This is a genomic window from Natronomonas salina, assembly GCF_013391105.1.
Taxonomy (GTDB): Archaea; Halobacteriota; Halobacteria; order Halobacteriales; family Haloarculaceae; genus Natronomonas; species Natronomonas salina.
On the sequence record NZ_CP058335.1, the window covers coordinates 3,586,539 to 3,613,070 of the forward strand.

Annotated in this window: 37 protein-coding genes; 19 read left to right on the forward strand and 18 right to left on the reverse strand. The window is 70.5% G+C overall.

The features are described 5' to 3' along the window. Positions 1–75 precede the first annotated feature (75 nt). The 6 genes from HWV07_RS18680 to HWV07_RS18705 all read left to right on the forward strand — a co-directional run bounded on the left by HWV07_RS18680 (position 76) and on the right by HWV07_RS18705 (position 4,107). Entirely contained in the window at positions 76–891 is an 816-nt protein-coding gene (locus HWV07_RS18680) for a hypothetical protein (protein WP_178335778.1), read from the forward strand. Beyond that, positions 884–1,297, forward strand: a complete 414-nt coding sequence (locus HWV07_RS18685; protein WP_178335779.1) for a DUF8135 domain-containing protein — start codon at positions 884–886, stop codon at positions 1,295–1,297. The genes HWV07_RS18680 and HWV07_RS18685 overlap by 8 nt, the downstream gene beginning before the upstream one ends. A 43-nt stretch (positions 1,298–1,340) precedes the next feature. Next, a complete protein-coding gene (locus HWV07_RS18690) occupies positions 1,341–1,664 on the forward strand; it encodes a transcription factor S (RefSeq protein WP_178335780.1) in 324 nt (107 codons plus the stop codon). A gap of 72 nt (positions 1,665–1,736) precedes the next feature. Further along, positions 1,737–2,438: a hypothetical protein gene (locus tag HWV07_RS18695; protein WP_178335781.1), complete on the forward strand. Its 702-nt coding sequence runs from the start codon at positions 1,737–1,739 to the stop codon at positions 2,436–2,438. 78 nt (positions 2,439–2,516) lie between these two features. Then, entirely contained in the window at positions 2,517–3,014 is a 498-nt protein-coding gene (locus HWV07_RS18700; protein WP_178335782.1) for a YkgJ family cysteine cluster protein, read from the forward strand. 61 nt (positions 3,015–3,075) lie between these two features. Beyond that, complete coding sequence (locus tag HWV07_RS18705) at positions 3,076–4,107, forward strand: deoxyhypusine synthase (protein WP_178335783.1); 1,032 nt, start codon at positions 3,076–3,078, stop codon at positions 4,105–4,107. Positions 4,108–4,174: 67 nt separating this feature from the next. Here HWV07_RS18705 and HWV07_RS18710 read toward each other — a convergent pair whose 3' ends face one another. The 3 genes from HWV07_RS18710 to HWV07_RS18720 all read right to left on the reverse strand — a co-directional run bounded on the left by HWV07_RS18710 (position 4,175) and on the right by HWV07_RS18720 (position 5,335). Beyond that, on the reverse strand, positions 4,175–4,399 hold the full coding sequence (locus HWV07_RS18710; RefSeq protein WP_178335784.1) for a hypothetical protein: 225 nt from the start codon (positions 4,397–4,399) through the stop codon (positions 4,175–4,177). An 83-nt stretch (positions 4,400–4,482) separates the two neighbouring features. Then, complete coding sequence (locus HWV07_RS18715; RefSeq protein ID WP_178335785.1) at positions 4,483–4,632, reverse strand: zinc ribbon-containing protein; 150 nt, start codon at positions 4,630–4,632, stop codon at positions 4,483–4,485. Positions 4,633–4,657: 25 nt separating this feature from the next. Beyond that, entirely contained in the window at positions 4,658–5,335 is a 678-nt protein-coding gene (locus tag HWV07_RS18720; RefSeq protein WP_178335786.1) for a glycosyltransferase, read from the reverse strand. Between the two features lie 100 nt (positions 5,336–5,435). Here HWV07_RS18720 and hpt point away from each other — a divergent pair, with 100 nt between their 5' ends. From hpt to HWV07_RS18735, 3 genes are all read left to right on the forward strand, one after another. After that, positions 5,436–5,981, forward strand: a complete 546-nt coding sequence (gene hpt / locus HWV07_RS18725) for a hypoxanthine/guanine phosphoribosyltransferase (RefSeq protein ID WP_178335787.1) — start codon at positions 5,436–5,438, stop codon at positions 5,979–5,981. Between the two features lie 96 nt (positions 5,982–6,077). Next, entirely contained in the window at positions 6,078–7,454 is a 1,377-nt protein-coding gene (locus HWV07_RS18730) for a uracil-xanthine permease family protein (RefSeq protein WP_178335788.1), read from the forward strand. Between the two features lie 54 nt (positions 7,455–7,508). Beyond that, complete coding sequence (locus tag HWV07_RS18735; protein ID WP_178335789.1) at positions 7,509–7,871, forward strand: hypothetical protein; 363 nt, start codon at positions 7,509–7,511, stop codon at positions 7,869–7,871. Between the two features lie 160 nt (positions 7,872–8,031). On the opposite strand, the gene HWV07_RS18740 is transcribed toward HWV07_RS18735, so the two are convergent. Both HWV07_RS18740 and HWV07_RS18745 read right to left on the reverse strand, forming a co-directional pair. Beyond that, positions 8,032–8,988: a TIGR03557 family F420-dependent LLM class oxidoreductase gene (locus HWV07_RS18740; RefSeq protein ID WP_178335790.1), complete on the reverse strand. Its 957-nt coding sequence runs from the start codon at positions 8,986–8,988 to the stop codon at positions 8,032–8,034. Positions 8,989–9,118: 130 nt separating this feature from the next. After that, complete coding sequence (locus HWV07_RS18745) at positions 9,119–10,234, reverse strand: AI-2E family transporter (protein WP_178335791.1); 1,116 nt, start codon at positions 10,232–10,234, stop codon at positions 9,119–9,121. A 124-nt stretch (positions 10,235–10,358) separates the two neighbouring features. Between HWV07_RS18745 and HWV07_RS18750 the strand changes: the two genes are divergently transcribed. Continuing rightward, positions 10,359–11,333, forward strand: coding sequence for an acetamidase/formamidase family protein (locus HWV07_RS18750; RefSeq protein ID WP_178335792.1), 975 nt, complete (start codon positions 10,359–10,361; stop codon positions 11,331–11,333). Between the two features lie 56 nt (positions 11,334–11,389). Next, positions 11,390–11,665 carry an acylphosphatase gene (locus tag HWV07_RS18755; protein ID WP_178335793.1) on the forward strand — a complete coding sequence of 92 codons (276 nt, stop codon included), beginning with the start codon at positions 11,390–11,392 and terminating at the stop codon, positions 11,663–11,665. 27 nt (positions 11,666–11,692) lie between these two features. On the opposite strand, the gene HWV07_RS18760 is transcribed toward HWV07_RS18755, so the two are convergent. From HWV07_RS18760 to HWV07_RS18770, 3 genes are all read right to left on the reverse strand, one after another. Continuing rightward, positions 11,693–12,946, reverse strand: a complete 1,254-nt coding sequence (locus HWV07_RS18760) for a zinc metalloprotease (RefSeq protein WP_211694184.1) — start codon at positions 12,944–12,946, stop codon at positions 11,693–11,695. A gap of 84 nt (positions 12,947–13,030) precedes the next feature. Then, positions 13,031–13,663, reverse strand: a complete 633-nt coding sequence (locus tag HWV07_RS18765; protein WP_178335794.1) for a class I SAM-dependent methyltransferase — start codon at positions 13,661–13,663, stop codon at positions 13,031–13,033. Between the two features lie 51 nt (positions 13,664–13,714). After that, entirely contained in the window at positions 13,715–13,993 is a 279-nt protein-coding gene (locus tag HWV07_RS18770; RefSeq protein WP_178335795.1) for a hypothetical protein, read from the reverse strand. A 151-nt stretch (positions 13,994–14,144) separates the two neighbouring features. Between HWV07_RS18770 and HWV07_RS18775 the strand changes: the two genes are divergently transcribed. The 3 genes from HWV07_RS18775 (at position 14,145) to HWV07_RS18785 (ending at position 16,613) form a co-directional block, all read left to right on the forward strand. Beyond that, positions 14,145–14,444 carry a hypothetical protein gene (locus HWV07_RS18775; RefSeq protein ID WP_178335796.1) on the forward strand — a complete coding sequence of 100 codons (300 nt, stop codon included), beginning with the start codon at positions 14,145–14,147 and terminating at the stop codon, positions 14,442–14,444. 197 nt (positions 14,445–14,641) lie between these two features. Continuing rightward, positions 14,642–15,196 carry a hypothetical protein gene (locus HWV07_RS18780; protein WP_178335797.1) on the forward strand — a complete coding sequence of 185 codons (555 nt, stop codon included), beginning with the start codon at positions 14,642–14,644 and terminating at the stop codon, positions 15,194–15,196. Between the two features lie 76 nt (positions 15,197–15,272). After that, positions 15,273–16,613: a hemolysin family protein gene (locus HWV07_RS18785; protein ID WP_178335798.1), complete on the forward strand. Its 1,341-nt coding sequence runs from the start codon at positions 15,273–15,275 to the stop codon at positions 16,611–16,613. Positions 16,614–16,701: 88 nt separating this feature from the next. Here the strand turns inward: HWV07_RS18785 and HWV07_RS18790 are convergent, their stop codons facing one another. The 3 genes from HWV07_RS18790 to HWV07_RS18800 all read right to left on the reverse strand — a co-directional run bounded on the left by HWV07_RS18790 (position 16,702) and on the right by HWV07_RS18800 (position 19,116). Further along, positions 16,702–17,649, reverse strand: a complete 948-nt coding sequence (locus HWV07_RS18790) for a hypothetical protein (protein WP_178335799.1) — start codon at positions 17,647–17,649, stop codon at positions 16,702–16,704. Positions 17,650–17,759: 110 nt separating this feature from the next. Next, the gene (locus HWV07_RS18795) at positions 17,760–18,833 is read right to left on the reverse strand and encodes an NAD(P)/FAD-dependent oxidoreductase (protein WP_178335800.1); all 1,074 of its coding nucleotides are present in this window, start codon (positions 18,831–18,833) and stop codon (positions 17,760–17,762) included. Continuing rightward, positions 18,826–19,116 (reverse strand): DUF7553 family protein, encoded by a 291-nt coding sequence (locus HWV07_RS18800; protein WP_178335801.1) that lies wholly within the window; start codon positions 19,114–19,116, stop codon positions 18,826–18,828. The genes HWV07_RS18795 and HWV07_RS18800 overlap by 8 nt, the downstream gene beginning before the upstream one ends. Positions 19,117–19,291: 175 nt before the next feature. On the opposite strand from HWV07_RS18800, the gene HWV07_RS18805 reads away from it, so the two are divergent. Continuing rightward, positions 19,292–19,711 (forward strand): hypothetical protein, encoded by a 420-nt coding sequence (locus HWV07_RS18805; protein ID WP_178335802.1) that lies wholly within the window; start codon positions 19,292–19,294, stop codon positions 19,709–19,711. A gap of 18 nt (positions 19,712–19,729) precedes the next feature. On the opposite strand, the gene HWV07_RS18810 is transcribed toward HWV07_RS18805, so the two are convergent. The 4 genes from HWV07_RS18810 to HWV07_RS18825 all read right to left on the reverse strand — a co-directional run bounded on the left by HWV07_RS18810 (position 19,730) and on the right by HWV07_RS18825 (position 22,141). Then, positions 19,730–20,179 (reverse strand): hypothetical protein, encoded by a 450-nt coding sequence (locus tag HWV07_RS18810; protein ID WP_178335803.1) that lies wholly within the window; start codon positions 20,177–20,179, stop codon positions 19,730–19,732. Between the two features lie 104 nt (positions 20,180–20,283). Next, positions 20,284–21,084, reverse strand: coding sequence for a YihY/virulence factor BrkB family protein (locus HWV07_RS18815; protein WP_178335804.1), 801 nt, complete (start codon positions 21,082–21,084; stop codon positions 20,284–20,286). 49 nt (positions 21,085–21,133) lie between these two features. Beyond that, positions 21,134–21,559 (reverse strand): DUF8048 family protein, encoded by a 426-nt coding sequence (locus HWV07_RS18820; RefSeq protein ID WP_178335805.1) that lies wholly within the window; start codon positions 21,557–21,559, stop codon positions 21,134–21,136. 36 nt (positions 21,560–21,595) lie between these two features. Continuing rightward, positions 21,596–22,141, reverse strand: a complete 546-nt coding sequence (locus tag HWV07_RS18825; protein WP_178335806.1) for a P-loop nucleotide/nucleoside kinase family protein — start codon at positions 22,139–22,141, stop codon at positions 21,596–21,598. 125 nt (positions 22,142–22,266) lie between these two features. Here HWV07_RS18825 and HWV07_RS20005 point away from each other — a divergent pair, with 125 nt between their 5' ends. The 3 genes from HWV07_RS20005 (at position 22,267) to HWV07_RS18835 (ending at position 24,117) form a co-directional block, all read left to right on the forward strand. Further along, the gene (locus HWV07_RS20005; RefSeq protein ID WP_281362319.1) at positions 22,267–22,389 is read left to right on the forward strand and encodes a hypothetical protein; all 123 of its coding nucleotides are present in this window, start codon (positions 22,267–22,269) and stop codon (positions 22,387–22,389) included. A gap of 93 nt (positions 22,390–22,482) precedes the next feature. Then, positions 22,483–23,532 carry an actin-like salactin gene (locus HWV07_RS18830; protein WP_178335807.1) on the forward strand — a complete coding sequence of 350 codons (1,050 nt, stop codon included), beginning with the start codon at positions 22,483–22,485 and terminating at the stop codon, positions 23,530–23,532. A gap of 165 nt (positions 23,533–23,697) precedes the next feature. Then, a complete protein-coding gene (locus HWV07_RS18835; protein ID WP_178335808.1) occupies positions 23,698–24,117 on the forward strand; it encodes a hypothetical protein in 420 nt (139 codons plus the stop codon). 24 nt (positions 24,118–24,141) lie between these two features. Here HWV07_RS18835 and HWV07_RS18840 read toward each other — a convergent pair whose 3' ends face one another. The 3 genes from HWV07_RS18840 to HWV07_RS18850 all read right to left on the reverse strand — a co-directional run bounded on the left by HWV07_RS18840 (position 24,142) and on the right by HWV07_RS18850 (position 25,166). Then, positions 24,142–24,579 carry a universal stress protein gene (locus HWV07_RS18840; protein ID WP_178335809.1) on the reverse strand — a complete coding sequence of 146 codons (438 nt, stop codon included), beginning with the start codon at positions 24,577–24,579 and terminating at the stop codon, positions 24,142–24,144. 71 nt (positions 24,580–24,650) lie between these two features. Beyond that, a complete protein-coding gene (locus HWV07_RS18845; protein ID WP_211694186.1) occupies positions 24,651–25,007 on the reverse strand; it encodes a DUF5658 family protein in 357 nt (118 codons plus the stop codon). A 15-nt stretch (positions 25,008–25,022) separates the two neighbouring features. After that, positions 25,023–25,166, reverse strand: coding sequence for a hypothetical protein (locus tag HWV07_RS18850; RefSeq protein ID WP_178335810.1), 144 nt, complete (start codon positions 25,164–25,166; stop codon positions 25,023–25,025). Between the two features lie 153 nt (positions 25,167–25,319). On the opposite strand from HWV07_RS18850, the gene HWV07_RS18855 reads away from it, so the two are divergent. Then, positions 25,320–26,513, forward strand: coding sequence for a redox-regulated ATPase YchF (locus HWV07_RS18855; RefSeq protein ID WP_178335811.1), 1,194 nt, complete (start codon positions 25,320–25,322; stop codon positions 26,511–26,513). Positions 26,514–26,532: the final 19 nt, after the last annotated feature.

Below are 26,532 nucleotides of genomic sequence, written 5' to 3' on the forward strand. Positions count from 1 at the left end.
GACGCTCGGATCGCCCCGGGTCAGGGCCTGAGTGAGGCGAACCATTAACTTGCTGTCCTGGATAAGGAACAGCGAATGGCTACGGAGTCGGCGGACGAGCCGGACGAGTCGGAGGTGTCCGTACGTCTGCCGCCGGACCTCGAGGAGTGGCTCGACGAGCGAGCCGCGGTACTGGACGTCGACCCCGGAGAACTGCTCGTCCAGCTCGCGAGCGCCTACCGCGCGGCGGCCGACCTCGGCGACGAGTCGCTGGCGGGGCTCGCCGGCGACGGCGTCGACCCCGAGGCGATCGAGGACGTCCGCGAACAGCTCGCGGCGGACGACGACGCCCTCCACGAGCTGAACGGCCGGATGAACGACGTCGAGGCGAGACTCGAGGAGAACGTCGAGGACCTCCGGAAGCGGGTCCTCCAGCTTCGGGACGCCGTCGGCGACACCGCCTCGCAGACCCACTCCCACCGCGAGTTCGCCCAGATCGACGCGCGCCTCGACGACCTCTCGGAGACCGTCGAGTCGGTCGCCACCGACCTCGATGCGCAGGGCAGCCGCGTCGCCGACGTGGAATCCCGGCTCGACGACGCCGACGAGAAGCTCACTCGGGTCGCCCGCGCGGTCGTCTCGCTTCGCCGCGAGGCCGATCAGACCGACGAGGGCACGGGGCTCGAGGAACTACGGCTGGCCGCCAACCGGAGCGGGGTCACCGAGGCGGCCTGCGGCGCCTGCGGCGGCGCGGTGACCATCGGATTGCTCTCCGAACCGTCGTGTCCGCACTGCGGGTCCGAGTTCGCCGAGATCGAACTCCCGGCGGGCGGCCTGGGGCGGACGCTCGGGTTCCGCCGCCCGGAGCTCCGGTGTGCGGAGCCGCCCGCCCTGGAGGCCGGCGATGACTGAGGACGACCCCTTCGAGGACCTTGGTCCCGAAGACGACGACGCGGACGTGGACGCCGACGTCGACGACCTGTTCACCGAGGTGGAGGTCGACGAGGTCGACGACGAGGCGGTCTGGGACGCGCTCACCGAGGGCGACGCCGCATCCGGCGGTCCCGGTGGGAACGGCGCCGGGCAGGCCCGGGCCGTCGACGAACCAGCGGCCGACGACGAGCCCGAGGGGACGGTCGTCCCGAAGGCCAGCTACTGCCAGAAGTGCGAGCACTTCTCGAAGCCACCGCAGGCGGTCTGCGGCAATCCGGGGACGGAGATCGTCGAACTCGTCGACGTCGACCACTTCCGGGTGCGGGACTGCCCCGTGGTGGAGCGGCGGGAGAGCGCCTCCCGGGACATCGGCGACGAGGAGTAGGCGAGACCGCACGTTTTTGCCGGGCGGGGCCGTCCCCTCGGGCATGCAGTTCTGCGAGGAGTGCGGCTCCATGATGCACGGCCAGGGCGACGAGATGGTCTGCTCGTCCTGCGGCGCCACCCAGACGAAGGACGCGGACCGCGCCTCGGAGTTCGTCTCGACGGAGGCCCAGTCCGACGACGAACTCATCGAGACCGAGGAGGGCGCCGACTTCGAGGGCAAACCCACCGCAGACGACGTCACCTGCGAGGAGTGCGGCCACGGGAAGGCCTGGTACACGATCAAGCAGACCGGCGCCGCCGACGAGCCGCCGACGCGGTTCTTCAAGTGCCAGGAGTGCGGCTACCGCTGGCGGGAGTACAGCTGACACGGCGTCGACCCCGGAGCACCCCGCCGGCGACAGGCTTACCCCCTCTCCCTGCGACCCCGCCGCACGACCATGCCGGCGAAGGTGACCGACCCCGCCACCGGGTACGAGGAGATCGACCGCTGGAACGGCGGCGTCGGGTGGATCGCCCACCCCGAGGAGACGATGGAGCGGGCCAGCCACGCGCTGGCGACCGACGAGGGCGTCTGGCTCGTCGACCCCGTCGACGCCGACGGCATCGACGACCTGCTCGGCGAGTTCGGCGAGGTGGCGGGCGTCGTCGTCCTCTCGAACCACCACACCCGGGACGCGGCCGTCTTCGCGAACCGACACGGCGTCCCGGTGACCCTCCCGGCATCGATGACCGACGTCGCCGGCTCCCTCGACGCCCCGGTGGCCTATCTCGACGTGGGCGGGACGGTCGGCGACTACGAACTCCTCGAGGTCGCCGACAGCGGCCCCGCCTGGCGGGAGTACGCCCTCTACGACGGCGAGACGCTCGTCGTCTCGGAGTCGGTCGGCGGCGCCGACTACCTCCGTGTCGGCGACGAGCGTCTCGGCGTGATGCTGCTCCGGCGCCTGACCCCGCCGCGCGAGGCGTTCGCCGACCTCTCGCCGGAGCGCGTCCTCTCGGGGCACGGCCCGGGCGTCCACGAGGACGCCGCGCCGGCGCTGGCGGAGGCCCTGACGTACTCCCGTCGGCGGTTTCCGAGCGCCCTGCTGGCCAACGGCCGTTCGCAACTACGCACCGTCGCCGCCGCGATCCGGACCTGACGCCGCCTCGTCGGTACGGGACCGTGGCAACGCGGCCGCCCCGACACCCCTTTCCTTCTCCGCCCCCGAGCGAGGGACGTGCGCGTCGAGGTGTATCCCGGGAAGGAAGCGGTCGTCGACTTCGACCCCTCGCTGACGTTCGAGTGCGTCGACGACTGCACGTGGTGCTGTCGCCACGGCGTGCTGCTGTACGAGAAGGATTTCCTGGAGCTCGCCTCGCGGGAGTCCCTCGCCGAGGCGACCACCCAGTTCGAGGGGCGGGACTTCGTCCGCCAGGAGGAGAAGGCCGACGACCACCCCCACACCGGCGACGACGGTATGGCCTGCTTCTTCCTCCGCGAGGACGGCCTCTGCGCCCTCCACGACGAACACGACTGGAAGCCCGCCCGGTGTTCCGTCTTCCCGCTGGAGGTGTACGTCGATGACGACGACATCCACGTCACGATCCGCGACGAGGCCCACGAGCACTGCGAGGGCCTGGACGTGAGCGAACGCCGCGTGGTTGACAACCTGGAGGCATTTCTGCCCGAACTACTGTGGGAACTGGACGACCCGACGACGAAGGTCGAACTGTAGCGGGCCGCTCCCGCCCTCGGAAATCGCGCGGTTGAAAGGCCCGCCGGCCCACCACCGACCAATGAGCGACGAGGACGAGCACGAACACCACCCGCCCGAGCGGGAGGAGTTCGGCCACGACCCCGTGGAGCACGCCGAGGTCTCGGCCGGCATGTCCGTCGCGGACCTGGCCGAGCAGTACGGTCGGGCGGGCATCGGCGCGGCGGACCTCTCGGAGGCCATCGACGTGACCGGCGAGATCTTCGCCAGCGACGAGACGACGGTCTTCCTGGGGCTGGCTGGCGCGATGGTGCCGGCGGGGATGCGACGGATCGTCTCGGACCTGATCCGCGAGGGCCACGTCGACGCGCTGGTGACGACGGGCGCGAATCTGACCCACGACGCCATCGAGGCCGTCGGCGGCAAGCACCACCACGGCCACCACGAGCACCCCGAACTGACGGAGCGGGAGTTCGACGAGCAGCTCCGCGACGAGGAGGTCGACCGCATCTACAACGTCTACCTGCCCCAGGAGCACTTCGCCTTGTTCGAGGAGCACCTCCGCAGCGAGGTCCTCGAGGACATCGGCGAGGAGGTCGTCTCCATCGCCGAGTTCACCCGCGAACTCGGGCGGGCGAACGCCGAGGTGAACGACCGGGAGGACGTCGACGAGGACGCCGGTATCGCGGCGGCGGCCTACGAGAGCGACGTCCCCATCTACGCGCCGGCGATCCAGGACTCCGTGCTGGGGCTGCAGGCGTGGCTCCGGTCGCAGGTGACCGGCTTCTCGCTGGACGCACTGAAGGACATGTCGCCGCTGAACGACCTCGCCTACGAGGCGGAGTCGACGGCGGCCATCGTCGTCGGCGGGGGCGTGCCGAAGAACTACGTCCTCCAGACGATGCTGGTGACGCCGGAGGCCTACGACTACGCGGTCCAGCTGACGATGGACCCGCCGCAGACGGGCGGGCTCTCGGGGGCGACGCTGGACGAGGCGCGGTCGTGGGGGAAGCTCAAGAAGGACGCCCGGAACGTCTCGGTGTACGCCGACGCCACCATCACGCTGCCGCTCGTGGTCGCGGGCGCGCTCGACCGCGCTGACGAAGCCGACTGACTACTCCTCGCGGCTCACTGCGATCGCCGCTCGCAATTCTCGCTCCCTCCGGTCGCTCTGAATCGTGCTACTCCTCGACCAGCCGGTACTCCGTCGGCAGGTCGTCGGTCGCCTCGGCGCGCCCCTCCTCGACGAGCTCCTTGCAGACGTCCCGGATGACGCCCGTGGTGACGTCGCGGCTCCGCGTGGCGAGCCGGCGCTGGATGCCGCTGGCCGAGAGCGGCTCGTCGGTGTCGGCCAGCACGTCGGCGATCCGGTCGGCGGTTTCGCCATCGCCGTCGCTTCCGTTCATACCCGCCGGTAGGCTCGCGCCGAAGGAAAACGTGGCGGGCGCCGCCGGCCTCGACGCGAGGGCCGGTCGTCTCGCCCGCGGGTTCACACCCGACGGTGCGTGTTCGTGCTGCCGCACTCCGGACACTGGGTGAGCTTCCCCAGCGGCGGGTGGTCGACGGTGCCCCAGTTCTCGGGGTCCGGGGTGGCCTCGTACCCGCACTCCAGGCATCGGTTCATGGTACCGAGGGACATACCTGCCACTCGGTGGCCGGTCCACTTAACGTTGGTCCGTGCCGCGGCTGGCGCGGAGCCGGCCCCAGTCCAGCCAGAGGTAGTGGAGCAGCGTCCCCGTCAGTCCGAGCTCCGAGATCCGGCGACCGGAGCTCTCCACGAGCACCTCGGGGCAGTAGGCCGTCGGCGCGTCGCGACCCAGCCGCCGGCTGAAGGCGGTGTCCTCGTTGGGGACGTCCGGGAACCCGCCGACGCGCTCGAAGGCGTCCCGGCGGACGAACGTGTTGAACCCCGGGAGGACGGGCGCGGCGAGCCGCGGGAAGACGTGGTTGATGGTCCACTCCATCGCCTTCGCGCGGTACGGCCCAGTCATCCGGCACCGCGAGGACGCGCCGACCAGGTCCTCCCGCTCGACGAACGCCAGCATCGTCGTCAGGTACTCGGGCGTGAGTGTCGTGTCGGCGTCGACGAACGCCAGCCACTCGCCGTCGGCGGCCGCGGCGCCCGCGTTCCGCCCCGCGGCGATGCTGTGGCCGCCCTCCGAGACGACCTCGGCGCCGTGTTCGCGGGCGACGTCGACGGTCCCGTCGGTGCTGCCGCCGTCGGCGACGACGACCTCGTGGTCGACATCGCCCCGCTGGGCGTCGATGCTCGACAGCGTCGCCTCGAGGTAGTCGGCCTCGTTCCGCGCCGGGACGACGAAACTGACCGCGGGAGGTGCCATCACGCGACTGTTCGGCGCTCTGCCACTAATCGCTTGCCGCGCGCCGGCGGCTGCGACCCCAGAGCGAACGGCTTTTCCCACGTATCGCCGAACGGGCGCCATGGACCGACTGCGCGAATCGCTCCACGACGCGCCGATAATCGACAAGGACGGCTACGAGTACATGGTCCACCCGATCAGCAACGGGGTGCCGGTGCTCGACCCGGAGCTCCTCCGGGAGGTCGTCGTCGGCGTCATCCGCGCGGCCGACCTCGACGTCGACAAGATCGTCGCGCCCGAGGCCATGGGCATCCACCTCGCGACCGCCCTCTCCCTGCAGACGGACGTCCCGCTCGTCGTCATCCGGAAGCGCTCCTACGGCCTCGACGGCGAGGTCTCCCTCCACCAGACGACCGGTTACTCCGAGTCCGAGATGTACATCAACGACGTCGAGGACGGCGACCGCGTGCTCATCGTCGACGACCTGCTGTCGACGGGCGGGACGCTCGCGGCCATCTGCGACGCCCTCGACGGGATCGGCGCCGAGATCGCCGACATCGTCGTCGTCATCCGGAAGGTCGGCGAGTCGGCCCTCGACGACACCGGCTACGAGGCGACCAGCCTCGTCGACATCACCGTCGAGGACGGCGAGGTCGTCATCCACTGATATCCACGACCGTGCATAATATGTCTCCGTAGAAGGTCAGAAATGCGCGTGGACACGGAACTATTATGGGGTGGGAGCCTGTCCAGCCGGCCATAGATGTCGACCGATACCGACGGGGAGATCCAGCTCGAGTACGGGCTCGACGAGAAGCCCCCGCTGCCGAAGTCGATACTGCTCGGCCTCCAGCACGTCGCGGTGATGATCGTCCCGGCGACGGCCGTCGCCTACATCGTCGCCGGCGAGGTGGGCCTCGGCGGCGCGGACACCGCCTACATCGTCCAGATGGTGCTGCTGTTCTCGGGGCTGGCGACCGTCGTCCAGGCCTACACCGTCGGCCCCGTCGGCGCGAAGCTCCCCATCGTGATGGGGACGAGCTTCACGTTCGTCGGCGCCTCCGTGAGCATCGGGTTGAACTACGGCCTCGCGGCCGTCTTCGGCGCGATACTCGTGACGGGCCTCCTCGTCGAGGGGCTCATCGGCTGGCAGTTCAAGCGCATCGAACCCTTCTTCCCGCCGCTGGTGACCGGCCTCGTCGTCGTCATCATCGGCCTCTACCTCATCCCGGTCGCGATGGACTACTCCGCCGGCGGCGTCGGCGCCGAGGACTACGGCGCGGTCCACAACCTCGGCCTCGCGGCGCTCGTCCTCTCCATCGCGGTCGTCCTCAACCTCTTCACCCGCGGCGTCGCGCGACTGCTGGCGGTCCTCGCGGGTATCAGCATCGGTTACGTCGTCGCCGTCGCGATGGGCCTCGTCGACTTCGCGCCCGTCGCCGACGCGGCGTGGGTCGCCTTCCCCTCGCCCGGCAAGTTCGGCTTCGCCTTCGAGCCGGTCCCCATCGTCACCTTCGCCTTCCTCTTCCTCGTCTCCGCGATGGAGACCGTCGGCGACATGTCCGGCATCACCGCCGCCGAGGGCCGCAACCCCTCCGACGAGGAGTTCCGCGGCGGCCTCCTCACGGACGGCCTGCTCAGTTCGCTGGGCTCCGTCTTCGCCGCATTCCCCGTCACCTCCTTCTCCCAGAACGTCGGCATCGTCAACTTCACCGGCGTGATGAGCCGCCACGTCGTCGCCATCTGCGGCGTCATGCTCGCCGTTCTCGGGCTGAGCCCGAAGGTCGGCGCGGTCGTCGCGACCATCCCCAGCGCCGTCTTCGGCGGCGCCGTCCTCCTGATGGCCGGCATGGTCGCCGCCAGCGGCGCCCGCCTCATCCTGCTGCACACCGACCTCGACCGCCGGAACATGGTCATCATGGCCGTCGCGCTCGGCCTCGGCCTCGGCGTCGCCACCAAACCCGAGGCCCTCGGTGGACTCCCGGAGGCCGCCGCGACCTTCTTCGGCGAACCGGTCATCATGACCGCGCTGTCGGCGCTCCTGCTCAACACCCTCGTCCCCGGCGACCAGAGCCCGCTGTTCGACGCCCGGCCCGAGGACGGCACCGGGCCGGACGCGCCGACCCCGACCGACGACTGACCGACTGCACGAACCCTCAAACCTTTGTTTCTGGCCGTGGAGCGTCCCTCCACGATGTCCGACGCAGCCGACCTCGTGGACGAACTGCAGGCCGAACTCGAGGAGCGCGGCGAGACGCTCGGCGAACTGCTCCAGACCGCCGTCGAGGACCCCGCCTCGGCGCCCGACGTCGTCGCCGAACTGTTCCAGGAGGCCCAGGAGACCGGCCAGTCCCTCGGTGAGCTGTTCCAGCAGACCGGCGAGGACGTCTTCGAGGAGTTCGCCGACGGCGACCTCGCGATCGTCGACGACGAGCTGTTCCTCGACCTCGAGGACGAACGGCTCCTGCTGGACCCGACCGACGAGGACGTCCTCCACCAGCTCGACGTCTTCGGCGTCGGCGAGAGCCTGGGGCTGCTCCCCGCCGGCGACGAGTAAGCGACTTCACCCCCGCGTCCGTACCGTCGGCCGGCCGATGACGAGCGACCGGGCCGAGCCGGTGTAGGCAGCCGGCCGTGACGAGCCCTATGAGTGCCGAGGCCACCGCGCTCTCGCGAACGCTGCTAAACAGTACCCGTCTGCTCCTTCCGCACCGCGATCAGGAGAACGACGGGAGGACCTCCTCACGGTACATCTCGATCATGGCCGACTGGTCGTCGCCGATCTGCATCGGGTAGACGTGGTCGTAGCCGGCGTCGATCGCCTGCTGGATGTTGTCGATGTGGTCCTGTGGATCGGGGCTCGTGAGGACGCTGCTCTCGGCGATGTCCTCCTCCTCGACCATCTGGGTCGCCTGCTCGAAGAGCGCCGGCGTCGCGAGTTCGGAGCTGAGTTCGCCCGGCAGTGCGACGTTGGGCCACCGCTCGTAGACCGTCGAGATGGCCTCCGCCTCGGTCTCGGCGACGCAGGCCTGGAGCTGGCAGAACCGCGGGCCGGACCCGCCCTCCGCCTCCCAGGTGTCGACGACCTCCTGCGGGCCGACCGACCAGAAGCCGTCGCCGACCTCCGCGGCCGTCGTTGCCGTTCGGTCGCCGTACGCGGAGACGCAGAGCGGCGGGGTCTCCTCGGGAAGCGTGAACAGCTTCGCGTTCTCGACGGTGTAGTGCTCGCCGTGGTGGCTGACCTCCCGCCCGGTCCAGAGTTCCTTGATGACCTCGACGGCTTCCTCGAGCATCTCGAGGCGAACTGCGTGTTCCGGCCAGCGGTCGCCCAGCACGTGCTCGTTCAGGTTCTCGCCGGTGCCGACGCCGGCGTAGAACTCGCGGTCCTCGAACATGGCGGCGGCGGTGGCGGCGGCCTGCGCGTAGACGGCCGGGTGGAGGCGGATGATCGGCGCCGAGACGCCGACGCCGACGTCGACGTCGTCGGTCGCGGCCGCGACGCCGCCGAGGGTCGACCAGACGAAGGGGGACTGCCCCTGCTCGCTGACCCAGGGGTGGAAGTGGTCCGAGATGGAGAGGAAGTCGAAGCCGGCCGCCTCCGCCTGCCGGGCGTACTCGACGAGGTCGTTGGGGTGATGCTCCTCGCTCGACAGCGTGAAGCCTATTTCGGTCATGGTGGGATTGGACGGCGGTCCAGCGGGACCTACCTAGACGTGGGGCCCGGGGTGTGTGAGCCCTCTGCCGGCACCTGAAAGGGGCTGCCGTCCTTGTTCGCTCGACGCGACGCAGCGTCAGACTCGGCGCTCAGTCCGTGTCGCCGGTCTCGGGCGGCGACCCGAGCGGCTCCGCGGACGTCACCTCGGGTGACAGCGGCTCGCCGTGGATCAGTTCTTCGAGGACGATCCGGACCGTCTGGACGCCGACGACGAGCAGGAGCGGGCCGAGGAACAGCCCGTACCACCCGAACAGCATCGGCCCGAGGATGTACGCGAACAGTACCAGTCCCGTGTGGCCGGCCTTCCCGGCCACCTTCGGGAGGACGAACGTCATCGGAACGAGGTCGAGGAACGCGAGGGCGACGCCGAAGAGGACGGCCGGGTAGACGAGCAACCCGGGGTCGGTCCGGACGGCCTGGGCGGCCAGGCCGAGCGTCAGCGGGATGTAGACGATCTTGCCGACGACAATCGGCACGAGGCTGGCGAAGCCGGTCAGCAGCGCCAGCGCGGTCGGCGCCGGGATGGAGACCGTGGCCGGCGCGACCAGGTTGTAGGCGTGGTAGACCACGGTCGCGGCCACCGCGACGACGGCCACGAGCAGGACGTTCCCGAAGTAGATCGTCGCGAGGTCGCGGTCGACGGCGGTCGCGTAGGCGTAGGCGGTGCTCCCCGCGCCACCGATCGTCGAGCGGAACCAGCCTCGGAGCCGGTGGTCGTCCCGGAGGAGGTAGAAGGCCGCCGTCACGGCCAGAAAGAGGTGCATGATGCCGCCGGCGAGCGCCGAGAGGACGCCGGCGCCCTGGAGGAGCACGCCGGTCGCCGACCCGGTGTCGCCGCCGGCGACGGACGAGAGCCGCTCGGTGATATCGCCCGAGCCACCCCCGAGGTACGGCTCCAGCGCGGACTGGGCCTGGTCGAGCAGTCCCGTGTTCCCGAGTTCGGTGACGCCGACGACGATGACTGCGGCGACGAGCAGTAACACAGGGAGACCGACGACGACGATGGAGACGGCCGCGGCCGCGCTGGTCGACAGGTACGACTCGAGGCGGCGGTCGAGCGGGCGCATCCCGTAGTAGATGAACACTGCGAGCACGAAGGTGCCGACGAAGGAGTGCAGGACGAAGGCCAAGCCCCCGGCGACGGCGAGGACGAGCAGCCACCAGCCGACGCGGGACCGGTCGAGCGCCCGACTACCGAGTTCCATACGGACTAGACGGAGAGGCGACGAAAAAGCCTCCTGCCTGCCTATTCATCACTGCCCGTCGAGCCGGAGGGGACGGCGACCGACCGAACAACAGGGCTTAGCCTGCTCGGGCCGACGGTCGGGTGTGCCTCCCGACCCCTCGATCGACCACCGACTCGACGACCGTCCGGAGAACGTCCACGTCGGCGCCTGGAACCGCGACCTCGACCCCGTCCTCTCGGTCGAGTCGGGCGACGTGGTGGCCTTCGAGTGCCGCGACGCGGCGAACGGCCACTTCGACGCCGGGTCGACGGTCGCGGATCTGGAGGCGATGTCCTTCGAGGGGCACCCGCTCACGGGGCCGGTTCGCGTCGCCAGGGCCGAACCGGGCGACGTCCTCGCCGTCGAGTTCCTCGACTTTCAGCACGAGGGCTTCGGAGTGAGCTACTTCTATCCGTCCGCGGCAGGGAAGGGACTCCTCCCTGACGAGTTCGACGAACCGGGGCTGCACGTGTGGAACCTCGAGGGCGACGTCGGCGAGTTCGTCGACGGGATCGAGGTCCCGCTGGCCCCGTTCCCCGGGATCGCCGGCGTGGCCCCTGCAGCGCCCGGCGACCACAGCACCACGCCGCCGCGGCGCGTGGGTGGCAACCTGGACGTCAAGCACCTCACGGCCGGATCGACGCTCTACCTCCCCGTCGAGGTCGCGGGCGCACTGTTCAGCGTCGGCGACTGCCACGCCGCACAGGGCGACGGCGAGGTGTGCGTCACCGGCGTCGAGGCCCCGATGTCCGTCACCGCGCGCCTCACGCTCCGACCGGAGATGGAGATAGAGCAACCGCGGTTCGAGACGACCGGCCCGTTCGCTCCCAGCGGTGCTGACGGGACGGCGTACGCCACTACGGGCGTCGCGGACGACCTCGTGGACGCCTCCAGGCTGGCGATCCGACACATGCTCGACCACCTGCAGGAGGAGCGCGGGCTCGCCCGTCCGGACGCGTACATCCTCTGTTCGGCCGCGGTCGACCTGAAGATCAATCAGGTCGTGAACGACCCGACCTGGACGGTGTCTGCGTACCTCTCGGAGAGCCTCTTCCCCGAGTCGACCGACGCGATGTAGGCGACTCACTCCGTCGCCCCTGGTCGTTTTCTATCGCGAACCCCTATCCCGACGTGATGCCCGAGTCACGAGTCCACGTGTTCGTCTCCGGAGAGGTCCAGGACGTCCACTTCCGCGACAACGCCCACGAGACCGCCCGCGCCCACGACCTCGAGGGCTGGGTCCGAAACCTCGACGACGGCCGGGTCGAGGCCGTCTTCGAGGGCAGCGAGGAGGACGTCGAGACCATGCTGGAGTGGTGCGAACGCGGGCCGATAAAGGCCGACGTGGACGACGTCGAGGTCGAGGAGGGGAACCCGCAGGGCGACCTCGACGGCTTCGAGAAGCGCTGACTCGCCTCCCGTCGTCGCGGGTAGCTTCTACGGTTCGTCCGGGAACAGCGCCAGGTGGCTGACGATGGTCCGGCTCTCCAGACCGCCGGCCAGCGCGCCGGAGAGGACGCCGACGGTGCTGATGAACGCGCCCGTCCGGACGAGGTCGACGAACCCGACGGCGGGGTCCTCGAGGCTCGGCCAGTTCGACATCAGGTTCGGCGGGAACACCAGCAGTTCGATGACCAGGATGATCCCCCACACGAGCGCGAACAGGCCGACCATGGCCCCGACGAGCACGAGGAAGACGGTGACGTTGACGAGCGCCGTGTGCTCGGTGACGACCCGGTGACGCTTCCGGGGGAACGAGAGGTTCTGGACGAACAGGAGGTACAGCGCCGCCACGAGGACGCTCACGCAGGCGAACAGCGCCGCGGTCGCGTTGCTCATGTGGAAGCCGACGTCCCAGGACTCGGCGCTGAAGACGATGACGAGCGTCGGCGCGACCGCGGCGGTCGACAGCTTCGGCAACGACAGCGGGAGCAGCGGCGCGCGGCTGTTGCCGAGCGCCTGCAGGACCTGCCCCGGGTTCCGGACCGCGCTCTTCGCGTGGAACGCGAGCCGCCCGAGCGGTCCCCGCGGGGTGGCCTCGGTCGCCGGGATCTCGTCGGCGACGCGGTGGAGGTACCGCTCGACGTCGGCGTCGAACGCCGGGACCGACCGCCGGTCGGGATCGAACCGGAACCGCGACATGACGCCGTCGTCGGCGTCGCGGTGCCGGGCGCCGAGGACGTGGCCGACGAGGTGGACCAGTAGCGTCGCCGCGTTCCAGCGGACGGCCTCGTCGTCTAGCCCGCGCCGAGGGCGGCCGCGCGGCGCGCTCCGGAGGCGGTCCGTCGAGACGACGGCGACGCGCGACAGTGGCGAGGCCAGGCCCGGGACGAACCGCTCCCGGCTGGAGACCAGCGGGACGTCGGTGACCACGACGACCAGGTCGTAGGGGCCCTCGACCATCCGGTGGGTCGCGCGGTCGAGGAACTCCGAGGGCCGCCGGCGGTCGTGGTCCGGGAGCCGCGCCGGGTCCTCGAGGTGGAACCGCCAGCCGACGTCGGTCGCGGTGGCCAGCTCGTCGACCGCGTCCGCGGCCGCCCGCGAGGCGAAGGACCGTAGCCCGTCGGGCTCCGCCCCCGGAGCGTGGGCGACCAGGAGTCCGACGTCGACTCGCCGACCCGTGGCGCCCTCACACTCCGCGGCGACCAGCGCCGGCTCCTCGCGGCCGTCCGAACCCGAGTTGGTCGTCACGGTCTGGCGTGCGCTGCGGACGAACTTAACGGCGGTGACGAGCGGGTCCGAAGCTCGCCGGCCTCGTGAGGAGTCGTCGGTGTATCAGCGAGCGGCCCGATCCCGCGGGACGCGGAACGCGCGTACGGTGTCGCGCTCGCCGGTCTCGGCGTGTACCTCCTCCAGCCCCAGCCCCGTGAAGACGTCGTGCCAGTCGCGGTAGTACAGCGGGAAGTCGTCGTTGACGTAGTTCACGTCCGACCCGGTCGCCTGCGCCCCCTCGCCGCCCTCGTTCTCGACGGTGACGAGGAGGTCGCCGGCGACCCGGACCAGTTCCTCGAGGACCCACTCGGCGTCGGGGTGGACGTGCTGGAGCGTCTCCACGGAGTAGACCGCGTCGAAGCGGTCGTCCGTGAAGTCCGCGACGACGTCCTCGATCGCCGCCGGGTAGAACTCCCCGACGTCGGCGAGGTCGGGGTAGACCTCGGCCATCACGTCGAAGGCGTCCTCGTTGAGCTCGATGCCGGACAGGTCGTCGTAGCCGTGCTCGTGGAGGTGCGCGAGGTGGCGGCCGGAACTGCAGCCGAGTTCGAGGACCGACGCGTCCCGACCGAGGTGACGGTCGAGAATCTCCAGCAGCGTCTCGCTGGTCTCGTCCGGCCCGTAGTGGGCGTAGTATTCCGGCGAGTACTCTCCGGACCGATCCGCCCAGTGGTCGCGTACCTCCTCAGAATCCACGTGTGGGAATCGCCGCCGAGACCTAAAGGCCCGTCGGACTCCGCGGCAGACCTACGCCCGCTCGTCCGTCTCTCCGACTGCGGGTGCCTCCGGGTCGGTGACCGTCGTGGGTCCCTGCCGTCGGACCCAACCCGCGAGGAGTGCACCGCCCGCGAGCGCGAGGCCGCCGGCTCGGCGCCGGTGGTCGGTCGCCTCCCGGGCGGCGCCGACGAGCAACAGCACGCCGGACAGCGCGGCGAGCGGCGAGGCCAGGCGTCGCAGGCGGGACGTTCGCGCCTCGGTTCCGTGGTCGACGTCGGGTTCGGTCGGTCTCGTGGTGCGTGGGGACATCGGTGGAAGTGCGGTCGCGTCGTCCGGACCGTTCGTCCCTTCGTTGGTCCCGACGCCGGTTGAACCCTCGCCTCCGGGGCAGGGCCGTGGCGGGGGCCGGACGGTTGCATTTCGCAAGGGATACGTTCGAGACGGCCGAACACGACACCGTATGAGCGACGACTTCGAGACCGAACTGGCGGACGCCTTCGAATCGGAGTACGGAGCCGACGCGGACGTCGCGGGCGAGGCGGCGTCGAGGGCCGCCGCGTTCCGCGAGGACTGGGACGAGGAGCTCTCGGTCGAGGCGTTCCTCGAGGAACTGGACGACGCGCCGTACGACGAGTTCGAACATCGCTTCGACGCCGCGGTCGGCGAACTGGCCGCCGCCGCAGCGGACTGCACCGACTCCCGAGAGTACCGCCTGGCGGGGTACGACGACTTCGGGGCCGACCCCTCCATCGGCGCCTGACGGTGCGGTCGGGCCGGACGGCAGTCGTCCTCGAGGAGTCGCTGTCGAGGAACCGCCGGAGGGGAGCTGTTTAGGGGTGTTCTGTTCTTCGACCCAAGATGACTAGGCCCGGCACTGAACCGTGGTAACGGCGTAGCTCCGCCGACCGGACCGCCGGACGTCACGGGGACGCGGGGCGTCGGGGGCCGCCGAACACGATGAACACGGACTACGAACTCCGGGAGCGCATCGAGGCCGTATCGGACGCCGAGGGCGACGAAGACGACCCCCTGACGGTAGCGATCCCGCCCGAGGCGTCCGTCGGCGAGACGCTCGAGCGGGTGGAGGAGGACCACGCCGAGGCCGAGTACATCGACTCCGACGAGAGTTCGACGGACCGCCGGGCGGTGCTGGACCGGGCGAGACAGCTACTCCACGACTACGACGAGACGCCCGAGAACGGCCTCGTCCTCCACGTCGGGGCCGTCGAATACGAGGACGACGTCGTCGAGTACGTCTTCGACGACCTCCCGGGGCGGGTCGCCGAGCCGACCTTCGAGTGGGACAACGAGTTCGACGTCGAGCGAGCGGGAGGGCGGCGAGGTGGTCGTCGTGCCACCGGAGACCGAGCACGGCGCCCGCTTCGACGAGACGTTCGGCGTCGCGGCAATGCTCCGGTTCCCCATCGAGTGAGGCGCCCCGCGGTGACGCCTCGGGGGCCGGCCGGCGGACACCCACCGTTTAGTGCGTCCGCCGCGTCTGCCGAGGCATGACGACCGCATCCGCTCGCAGACGGGGTCGCGTCGCACGTCAGCAGTCCGACGACCATCGCGACGGACGGGTCGAGGGATGGTAGACGTCGCCCTGTCGGTCGGGCGACTCCTGCTGGCGCTGTTCCTCGTGGTCCTGAACGGCTTCTTCGTCGCCGCCGAGTTCGCCTTCGTGCGGATCCGGTCGACGACGGTCGAGCAACTCGCCGACGCGGGCCGGCCGGGATCCGCTACGCTCACGGACGTGATGGACAACCTCGACGACTACCTCGCGACGACGCAGCTGGGGATCACCATCGCCTCGCTCGGACTCGGGTGGGCCGGCGAACCCGCGGTCGCGTCGCTTCTGGAGCCCCTCCTGGAGCCGGTACTGCCGGCGGGACTCATCCACCTCATCTCCTTCGCCGTCGGCTTCTCCGTGATCACGTTCCTCCACGTCGTCTTCGGCGAACTCGCGCCGAAGACGCTGGCCATCCAGCGCTCCCAGCGGATCTCCCTGCTCGTCGCGCCCCCGATGAAGTTCTGCTTCCTCCTGCTCCGACCCGGCATCGTGGTGTTCAACGGCACGGCGAACTTCTTCACGAAGCTCGTCGGCGTCCAGCCCGCCTCCGAGACCGAGGAGACGCTCCAGGAGGACGAACTCCGGATGGTGCTGGCCCGCGCCGGCAAGCAGGGCCACGTCGACATGGCCGAGGTCGACATGATCGAGCGGGTGTTCGAACTGGACGACGTCAGCGTCCGCGAGGTGATGGTGCCACGGCCCGACGTGGTCAGCCTCCCCGCCGACGCGTCGCTCGCGGAGCTCCGGTCGGTCATCCTGGAGGCCGAGCACACCCGCTATCCGGTGGTCGAGGCCGACGACGCCGACCAAGTGGTCGGCTACCTGGACGTCAAGGACGTCCTCCGGGCGGGCGACGACGGCGACGAGGCGGCCACGGCGGGCGATCTCGCACGCGAGGTCCTCGTCGTCCCCGAGTCGACCCGCATCAACGACCTCCTCGTGCAGTTCCGCGACGAGCAGCGCCAGATGGCCGCCGTCATCGACGAGTGGGGCGCCCTCGAAGGCATCGCGACCGTCGAGGACGTCGTCGAGGTCGTCGTCGGCGACCTCAAGGACGACTTCGACGTCGCGGACCGCGAACCGTCCATCGACAGTCGCGGTCCCGGGACCTACCACGTGGACGGCGGCGTCCCCATCTCCGCGCTCAACGACCGGCTCGACACCGACTTCGAGAGCGACGAGTTCGATACCGTCGGCGGACTCATGCTGGCCCGTCTCGGGCGGGCGCCGGAGGTCGGCGACCGGATCGAAATCGACGGCCACTCGCTGACGGTCGACGGGGTCGAGGGCGCCCGCATCTCGACGGTGATGCTGCGGGAGGGCGACGACGCGACGTCCGAAGAATCCGGCGAAGAATAGGGTACGGGGTCGCAGCGGGCCGCCGTCACCACCCGGCGGCCGTCGGTGGCCTGTCACCGCTCGGTACGACGAGTCCTGTTCGCCGTCGTCACTCCTCGTCTTCGTCCGGCGGGTCGTCGTCGAGGTGGGAACTGGACTGCTCCTCGGAGTCCGCCGACTCCGTGTTCAGGTCGTCGTCGGGGTCGGTGACGTCGTCGACGTCGATGTCCATGTTGTCGGACTCGTTCGTGTCCGTGTGGACGGTCGCGCCGCCCTCGGTCTCGACGCCCTCGCGGTCCTCGTCGTCGATCTCGTCCTCGACGATCTCCTCGGCGACGTCCTCGGAGTCGGCCGACGTCGCTTCCTCGGTCGCTTCGCCGGGGTCGGCGTCGGCGTCCGGTTCGTCCTCGTCGGCCGTGGTGTCGTCGTCCATGGATGAATCGTCCTCGTCGGGGTCGCGTTCGGGCTCTGTCCGGTCGGTCTGTGCGGGCTGGGACTGCGTCGACGACGGGCCGGTGGCCTCGCTGGCCTCGTCGGCCATCGCGGCCTCCGAGAGGTCGATCTCGGGGTCGTCGTCGCCGGTCCGCGGGTCCGTCGAGTCCGTCTCCTCGTCCAGGTCGGGCTGTCGCTCCGACTCGAGGTCCTGCTCCTCGGTGAACTCGACGTTGCCGGTGTCGGTCTGCTTCTCGACGTCCGGCTCACCCGACGTCCCGCGCGGGTTCGTCTCGTCCTGGTCGAGGACCTTCGACTGCTCGCGGTGGGCGGCCGCCTCGTCGGAGGTGTCCTCGTCCTTCGTCCCGGAACCCGACCGGCGCTGCCGGAGGCCGACCGCGACGAGCGCGGCGCCGGCGAGCCCCTGCGCGATGGCCCGGCCGCGGCCGCCCGAGCCCCGGTAGGAGCGGACGCCGCCAGCGAGCAGCGCACCGCCGAGCAGCATGCTGAGCCACCCGTTCTCGTTGACGCTCGCGACCGTCGAGGCGGCCCGCCTCGCGCCGGTCGGCGACTCGTCGTTATCGTCGTGACTGCGCTCGCGTGTGTCGGAACTGTGTGTTGTCATGATATCGTGGAACGGCGTCGGTCGTCGCGACTGTACTACCGGTGACTACGTGTCGACGACGGTTCAACTCCCGTTACCGGCTGGACGGGATTGGTTGTCGGGTGCTGGCCCTACCGCCGGGGGTCGGGGCCGCGGAGTCCGGCGTGGGTCTCCCGTCGGCGCAGCAGGCGCATCCGCGCCCGGAGGTCGCTGGCCGCCGCCGGGGCCGCGGGTGTGGAGCCGCGCTCCTCGAGTTCGTCGACGGGGACCGGGAACCGCCGCAGGTCCCTGTGCAGCGCCATGCCGGCGCTGGCGCCGTCGGCCATCGCGAGGACCGTCTGGTTCTGCCCGTGGGTGACGTCGCCGACCGCGTAGGCGCCGTCGACGCTGGTCTCCTGGTCGGCGTCGACCTCGATCGCGCCGTCCTCGGCGAGGTCGCAGCCCAGCGCCGCCGCCAGCGAGGTGTTGTACTCCGAGCCGTACATCGCGAAGCCGCCGTGGTAGTCGCGCTCGGAGCCGTCGCCGAACGTCAGACCGCCGAGCCACGGGTCCTCGGCGTCGACGTCCGCAGGGTAGGCGTCGACGACGTCTGCCTCGACGACCTCGACCGGGTGGGCCGCCAGCTGGCGGTCGGTCTCGTCGCTCCACGTCGGGTCGTCGCCGTCGAGCAGCAGGTCGACCTCGGCGGTGAAGTTCAACAGCAGCATCGCGTCGGTCGCCGCCGCGTCGTCGCGGCCGAGGACGAACGCCGGGCTGTCGCCGACCTCGTAGGCGTCGCAGTGGAGACAGTAGAACATCCCGCGGCCGTCGAACCGCTGCAGCGCCGGCACGTAGGGCCCGCAGTCCGTGAACCCTGTCGCGAAGACGACGCGGTCGGCCTCGACGGTCGCGTGGGTGGCCTCGACGACGAACCGGGAGTCGCCCTCGCCGTCGCCTCCGGTTCGCCGGACCTCGTCGACCGGGTCGAGGTGGTAGTCGCCGCCGTACTCCTCGAGCTGTGCGACGGCGTGGGCGGCCAGTTCCTGCCCCGAGACGTCCTCGGAGACGCCGTAGAGGTTGTGGACGTGGCTGACCGCCGCGTGCCTGCCGCCCTCCTTCTCGAAGACCGCCGTGCGGTGGCCGAGCCGCGTCGCGTACAGCGCCGCCGTCATCCCGGCCGGCCCGCCGCCCACGACGACGACCTCGTAGGCCCGCCGGTCACGCATCCTCTGGGTGGTTCTTCAGGTACGCCTCCAGGAGGTCGCTGGCGCTGCCGATGCGCTCGGCGACGTCGGGGTGGTCGGCCTCGCCCTCGAGTTCGTCGAGCTTCTCCATCACCTCGACGACGCGGTCGACCTTCGGCCCCGGGTCGTCCTTCGTGATGGTGCCCTCCTCCTCCTCGAAGAGCCCGCCCTCGAGGGACTCCAGTTGCGTCCGGACGTGGGCGTCGGCGTGCTCGCTGGCCCACTGCAGTTCCTGGCGCGCGCGGTCGAGACGTTCCTGTTCCATGGGCGTCACTACTGTCCCGAGCGGAATACGTGTGTGGCCGCCGACAGGAGAGCGGTAACAACGGTCGGCTTCGGGGCCGTAACGGCGCCGTTTGCGGGTCCCTGACCGGTTCCCTACCGTTCGGCTGGGGTTGGTCTCCCGAACGAACTTGGGTCCGAACACCGTAGTCGCTGGCGTGGCTCGTCTCCTACCATCCGACGGAAACTCGAGCGAGGAAGCGACCGACGCCGACGAGACCGGGAGCGAACTGACCCTGCGGACGGCCGTCCTCGGGGCGGGAGCGGTCGCCGCAGGGTTCCTCCTCGGCCGCCGATTGCTGGGGTCGGGCGGTCCCGACCCCGACGACCTCCGGGAGCGCGCCGGGGAGGCGCTGCCGGGCAACGGGGTTGACGTCCCCATCGGCGATACCTCGGCGGACGATGACGAGACCGAGGCGGGGGCGGCCGGCGCCGACCCGTCGCTGGAGGAGGTCGACGAGCGGACGCAGTCCGACGTCAAGGAGGAGCCGGCCGAGCCCGGCGAGATGCAGATCGACGAGGACCTCGTCGAGGAGACGGTCGACGAGGAGGCCGAGGAGACCGACGAGGAGGAGTAGGGTAGCCGGACCGTTGTTTCAGGCGCCGTCGGCGACCGGGAGGTGTCCCTCGGAGAGCACCGTCTCGGCGTGCCAGACCATCGAGAAGTCCTGTGGGCTCGGCAGCGAGCAGGCCAGCCAACCGACGACGGCCAGTTGCAGGACGACCGCGTCGCCCGCGAAGGGGTCGGGGACGACGCCGGCGGCGACGGCGACCAGCGGGGTCGCCAGCAGCAGCGGCGCCAGCGAGGCGGCCCGGAGCCGCCAGGGGGCGAGGTCGGCCGGGACGGCCCGGAGTTCGACGGAGGCCCAGGTGCCGAAGACGCCGGCGCCGAGGCGGCCGGTCGCCTCGCCGTGGAGCCACTGGAGCTCGTAGTCGACGCCGCTGGCGCGCAGCACGGCGGCGTGCAGCAGTTCGTGGACGACGGTACCGATACCGACCGTCAGCAGCAGGACGAGCCCGGCGAGGATGAGGGTTGTCGGTGACATTACTGCCCGTAGGGTTGCCTTAGTGGCGGCGATGGCCGGCCATAAACGACCCGGTCGACTTACCGCCTGAGTCCGGCGGAACGCAACGGGTTGGCGGTTATCGGTCAGGCGGGCGTGCCGTCGGGGCGGTCGTCCAGGCGGCGCCGGAGGGCGAGGTTGACGGTCGCGCCGACGAGTAGCACGAACGCGACGGCGTACAGCCAGACGAGCAGGAGGATCATCGAGCCGAGGACGCCGTACATCGAGACCGTCTCGACGACGTCCACGTAGAACCCGAAGAGCACCTCCAGCAGCACCCAGCCGACGGCGGCGACGAGCGTCCCGGGCAGCGCCTCTCGCGGCCGGAAGTCGACCGACGGGAAGACGTAGAACAGCGGGAAGAACGCGGCCGTCAGCCCGACGACGAGCGCCAGCGGGTTGAGCACGACGGCCAGCGGGTGCTCGCCGATGGCGAGCAGCGTCACGCCGCCGGCCGTCCCGAGGGTCGCGACGACCACCGAGAGGAAGGCGACGAGGCCGTCGACGACCTGCTCGAGGAGGTCGGACTCCTCGCCGCCGTAGAGCTCGTCGAAGGCCGTGTTGATGCCGCGGAACACCCGGAGCATCCCCCAGACGAGCGTCACGACGCCGAGGACGGAGGCGCCCGCCCGGTCCGACGCGCTCGTCAGCGCCTCGAAGAGCAGGCCCTGGCCGACCGGGCTCAGGTACTGGCGGGCCAGCGACACGAGCTGTTCGGTGAGCGCGTCGCTGCCGACGGCGGCGGTGATCACGAGCAGTAACAGCAGCAGCGGCAGCAGCGACAGGAACGCGGAGTGGGCGATGCTCCCCGCCATGAAGGTGATGTTGTTCTCCCTGACCTCCTCGACGACGGTCCTCGCGAACCCGACGGCCGCGCGCCAGTCCATGGGTAAAGCCCCGGCGGGAGGGCGGAAGTAACCCGCGACCGCGGGGCGGTCAGTACGGCGACTCGGCGGCGAAGACGAAGAAGGGCGCGGCGGGGTCGGGGTCGGCGCCGGCGAGTGCGACAGCCATCCGTCGGTGGACGGCGCGGGCGGCGCGCAGTTCGTCCTCGCCGAGCTCCTCCGTCTCCTCGAAGACGGTCCACAGCTGGAGGGGGAGCCTGACGACTCGACCGGGCGTGTTCTCGTAGCCGACGGGCTCGCTGCGGTCCTCGACGAGGTCCTCGTGGGCGCGGGCGGCCGCGTCGAGGGCCGCCAGGGTCACGACGAGCCGGTGGCGGGCGACCGGGTACTCGCTGGTCACGTTGTCGAGGAGGTCGCCGAAGTACCACGCGACGCGGGACTCGGCGTCGACCCGGTCGGCGTCCGCGACCGACGATTCGATCGGGCGTTCGTCGCCCTGGCGGAGGTCGGAGGTCATCGAATCCGGCTTGGGGGTGGATACCGAACTCCTTTGTTACGGACTACTTGTGTTGAGTCGGAACGCGGCGTCGACCTGGCTGCGGGTCTCGGCTTCGCTCCCGGAGTTGTCGACCGCGACGTGGTCCAGTTCGACCGGCTCGAAGGCCTCGCGGAACTGGCGGTGGATCTCGAAGTCGGCGTCGCTGACTCCGTCGCGGGCCTCGATGCGGCGCTCGACGACCCGCTCCTCGCAGTCGACGTGGACGAGCCGGAAGCCGCGGTCGTGGCGGTCGGCCACCCCGCGAGCCTCCAGTCGGCGCTCGCGGGTCTTGAACGTCGCATCGAGGACGACCGACCGGCCGTCCGCGAGCCGTTCGGCGGCCCGGTCGAGCAGTTCGTCGTAGACGGCGGTCGTCTCCGCGTCCGTGTACTCGGGGTCGTCGAACAGCTCCTTCCGGACGACGTCGGTCCGGAGCACCTCGGCGTCGATTCCTTCGGCGATCCGGCGTGCGACCGTCGACTTCCCGACGCCGGGGAGGCCGCAGACCGCCACCAGCGAGACGGCGTCGACCTTATCCCGGTCGGGCGGACGCTCTGGCATTCAGCCGGGACCAGCCGCGGCAGGTAGATGAGCGTTACCCTTCGCTGCCCCGCGGGAACCCGGCACCGGACCCGCCCAGCCCGGGGGTCGCAACGCTTTTTCCGTCCGGTCACGACCGCACCTCCATGGAGGACTACATCATCGAGGCGGAAGAGTACCTCTCGCCGTTCGTCGTCGTGACGACGGGACTCCTCGTCGCCGTCTTCGCGCTCGGGTTCGTCTACCAGGTCGTCTCGCTGGTCCTGTGACCGCTCGAAGTCCGGAATTCGGCGGCCTCGGGAGGCGTATCGAGAGCTGAGTCACGGCTGGTTTATAGGTTCGGCGGGGTGGGAGGAGGTATCATGAGCAGCGATTCCCAGACCGGCTCAGACGCGGACACCCCCAGCGACTACCCCGTCGGGGTGAAGCTCGGCAGCACGCGCACCGTCGTGAAGACGCCCGACGACCTCGAGCGGACGCTCACCTGCCTCGCGACCTACGAGGACGCCCTCACCGGCGAGGAGAAGGTCCTCTACGGCGAGGAGGCGGCCGTCGAGTACCCCGACCGCGTGCAGTACATGCTCCGGTCGGGCCTCCCCGAGGACGACGAGAACGCCGACGCCGCGGCGACGTTCTTCGAGGCGTTCATGGACGCCACCGACGTGCCGCCGGAGAGCGGCCTCGTCTACGCCGTCCCGACCATCGACAACGACGAGGGCGTCGCGAACCTCGAGGCGGTCGTCGAGTCCAGCCCCGTCGGCGAGACGTTCGTCCGGGCCTACCCCGAGTCGCTCTGCGGCTCCGTCCCCTGCTTCGACGGGCTCGACGCCCTCGACAGCATCTTCGTCGCCATCAACCTCGGGTCGACGAACCTCGAGGCCTGCGCGTACCGCCGCGGCGAGCAGCTCGCCCCCTACGCGACCGGCGGCGTCACCGGCAACGAGGTCGACCGCACCATCGTCTCCTACGTCGAGGAGGAGACGCAGGGCCGCGTGAAGGTCGACATCACGACCGCCCGCGAGTACAAGGAACAGCACGCGGACTTCGAGGACTACGAGGCGTTCACGGACGTCGTCCAGCAGCCCGGCGGCGGCTCCCACGAGTTCACCATCGAGGACAGCGTCATGGACGCCGTCGACGAGTACGTCGACAGCGTGGTCGACCAGATCGCCAACGAGTTCCTCCCGGAGCTGGCGAACAACTACATGAAGGTGTACAAGCTGGCCCTCGACGAGCAGATCGTCCTCACGGGCGGGATGGCCTGCATCCCCGGCCTGGTCGAGGAGGTCGAAGAGCGACTCGGTGAGGAACTGCAGCGCGACGTCGAGGTCACGACCGCCGACAGTCCCGAGCTCGCGGCGGCGAACGGCGCCCACCGCATCGCCGAGCAGCTCATGGTCCACCACGACTGATCGGCCCCCAGCCGGTCGACTCGTCGGCTGCGCGACCACCCCGATTCTCTCCGTGTTTTCACCCCGCCCAGCGACGGCGCCTGGCTGTCCGGCGGAACGGCGCCGGGAGCCGCGAACGGTGCCGCCGCCCCCCTCGTTTTTATCTCCTCGCCGAGTGGTGCCGGTATGACCGCACTGGCGGCACGCGAGTCGGCGCTGCTGACCGCGCTGTTCGCGCTCTCGTCGGTGGCGACGGCGCTCGTCCACGGGGTGTACGTCCCCAGACACGTCCCGGAGGAGTTCGTCGTGGCGCTGCCGTTCCTGGTCGTCGGCTGGGCCACCTTCGCTCTGGCCTTCTACGCGCTGGGGCGGATGCTCTCCGAACCGGAAGAGATGCCGAACATGCGGGCCCTCGACGGCGGCATCGCGGTGTTCCTCGCGTCGATCGTCCTCTCGGGCATCCTCGATACCGCGGGGATGACCATCGAGACGATGCCGCTGGTCCACGCGCTGCCGGCGCTCGGCGTTTACGCCGGCCTCGCGCTGGCCGGGTGGGGCCTCGGCGAACGGGCGAAGGTCATCGAGCGGATCACGACCGGCGGGTGAGCGGCGCCCGCCCGCCGACTCGCGTCACTTGCCGGTGCCGTGGGTGACGAGGACGTCGACGTCGCTGTGCCGGACGACGTGCCCGGCGACGCTGCCCAGCACCAGTCGCTCGACGCCGCCGCGGCCGCTGGTGCCCATCACGATGGCGTCGGCGTCGACCGACTCGGCGTAGTCTATGATGGCGTTCTTCGCCGTCCCGTCGGGGACGGCCGTCGTCACGTCGAGGCCGCCGGCCCTGGCGCGGTCGGCCAGCCGGTCGACGAACTCCCGGGCCTTCGCGCGGATGGCGTCGTCGGCGCTGGCGTCGTCGCCGGGGAGCCGGAGGTCGCCCAGCATCCCGGTGTCGGCGACGCAGAGGACGTGGACCGTGGAGTCGTGGTGCCGGGCGAGCTCGAAGCCGCGCTCGGCGGCGTTCTCGGCGAACTCGCTGCCGTCGGTGGGGATGACGATGACGTCGAACATGGGAGGGGCCGGGCGGTCGGACACGTCCCGGGCGTGCGACCGACTACGCGGGCCCGTCCTAAAACGGTTGGTCAGGCGCTGGAGATGACGACGAGGTTCCAGGCCGTGACGAGGGCGCCGACGGTGGCCAGCGCCAGCGGGACCGCGACCCGACCCGGCGTGCGGACCAGCCGCCAGAGGAGGTAGAAGGCGCCGAACGTGACGACCTTGACGCCGAGGAGGACGAAGCGGCCGTGGGCCTCCATCAGCGGGGCGGCGACGGGGCCGGCCTCGGCGATGCCGCCGGTGGAGAGCCCCCAGAACGTCGTGACGGTGTCGCCCACGCCGTAGAGGAGTATCGCGGCGAGCCAGACCCGTCGCTGCCTGGTCGCGAGCGCCTCGAGGTGGTCGCCGTCCGAGATCAGATCCGTCCCTGAGTCACCGAGCACGGTGGCTCCGACGGGTCAGGGGACGATAACGGCGGCGCACGCGAGCGCGACGGCCGTGGTCAGCGTCGCCAGCAACAGGAAGTCCGCCGTCGGCGAGATGTACGCCTCGCCCTCCGGGGTGGCGTCGGGGTCGAGCGACGCCGCGTGGTCGGTGGCCATACCCGGACGTGGGCTCCGCAGGGCTTCAACGTCCGCGCGGTTTCGAGTGCCGATACGACGCGCTACCGTGGCTGAATCCTGCGCGGTGTGCCAGCGAAACCCACGGAAGGCGGCGATGGAAGCCCTCTTGGGCGGCGGCGGGATACCGGGGATATGAGCTACACGGTCGGACTCGTCGGCAAGCCCTCCGTCGGCAAGTCCACCTTCTTCAACGCCGCGACGATGAACGACGTCCCCGAGGGGGCCTACCCGTTCACGACCATCGACCCCTCGGTCGGCGAGGCGTACGTCCGCGTCGACTGCGCGGCCCCGGAGTTCGACGAGACCTGCACCCCCGACTCCGGGTTCTGCCGGGACGGCACGCGGTTCGTCCCGATCCGCCTCGTCGACGTGGCCGGCCTCATCCCGGGGGCCCACGAGGGCGCCGGCCTCGGCAACCAGTTCCTCACCGACCTCAACGAGGCCGACGTGCTGGTCCACGTCGTCGACTTCTCGGGGACGACCGACGCCGAGGGCGAACCCACCGAGGGCCACGACCCCCGCGAGGACATCGACTTCCTCGAGCACGAGCTGGACATGTGGTACCTCGACATCCTCGAGCGCGGCATCGAGCGCTACGAGGGCGCCTACAACGGCCAGGAGACCGACATCGAGGTCGAACTCGCCGAGCAGATGACGGCGTTCCGGACGAACGAGGACGAGATCAAGCGGCTGATCCGCCGGGTCGACTGCGGCTTCGAGCCCGCCGAGTGGGACGACGACGACCGCGAGGCACTGGCCCGCGAGATTCGACAGGCGACCAAGCCCATCGTCGTCGCCGCGAACAAGATGGACACCCCCGAGGCGCAGGCCAACTACGAGGCGATCGCGAGCGACCCCGACTACGACCACCTCACCGTCGTCCCCGCGAGCGCCCACGCGGAGAAGGCGCTGAAGAAGGCCGACGAGAACGGTGCCGTCGACTACGTCCCCGGCGACGACGGCTTCGAGATCGTCGGCGACGTCTCCGACGAGCAGGCCGCCGGTCTCGAACAGATCGCCGAGTTCGCCGCCGAGTACGGCGGCACCGGCGTCCAGGGCGCCCTCGAGACGGCGGTCTTCGACGTCCTCGGCGCGGTCGCGGTGTTCCCGGGCTCGGCCGGCGGACTCGGCACCGCCGACGGCAAGCTCCTTCCGGACTGCTTCCTGCTGCCCGAGGACGCGACGACCTCCGACTTCGCCTACCACATCCACTCCGACCTCGGCGACGGGCTGCTCCACGGTGTCGACTGCCGGGCGGGCCGACAGGTCGGCTCGGACCACGAACTCGACCACCGCGACGTCGTCGAGCTTGTCACGACGAACTGAGCCCGGCCGGGGTTCCGTG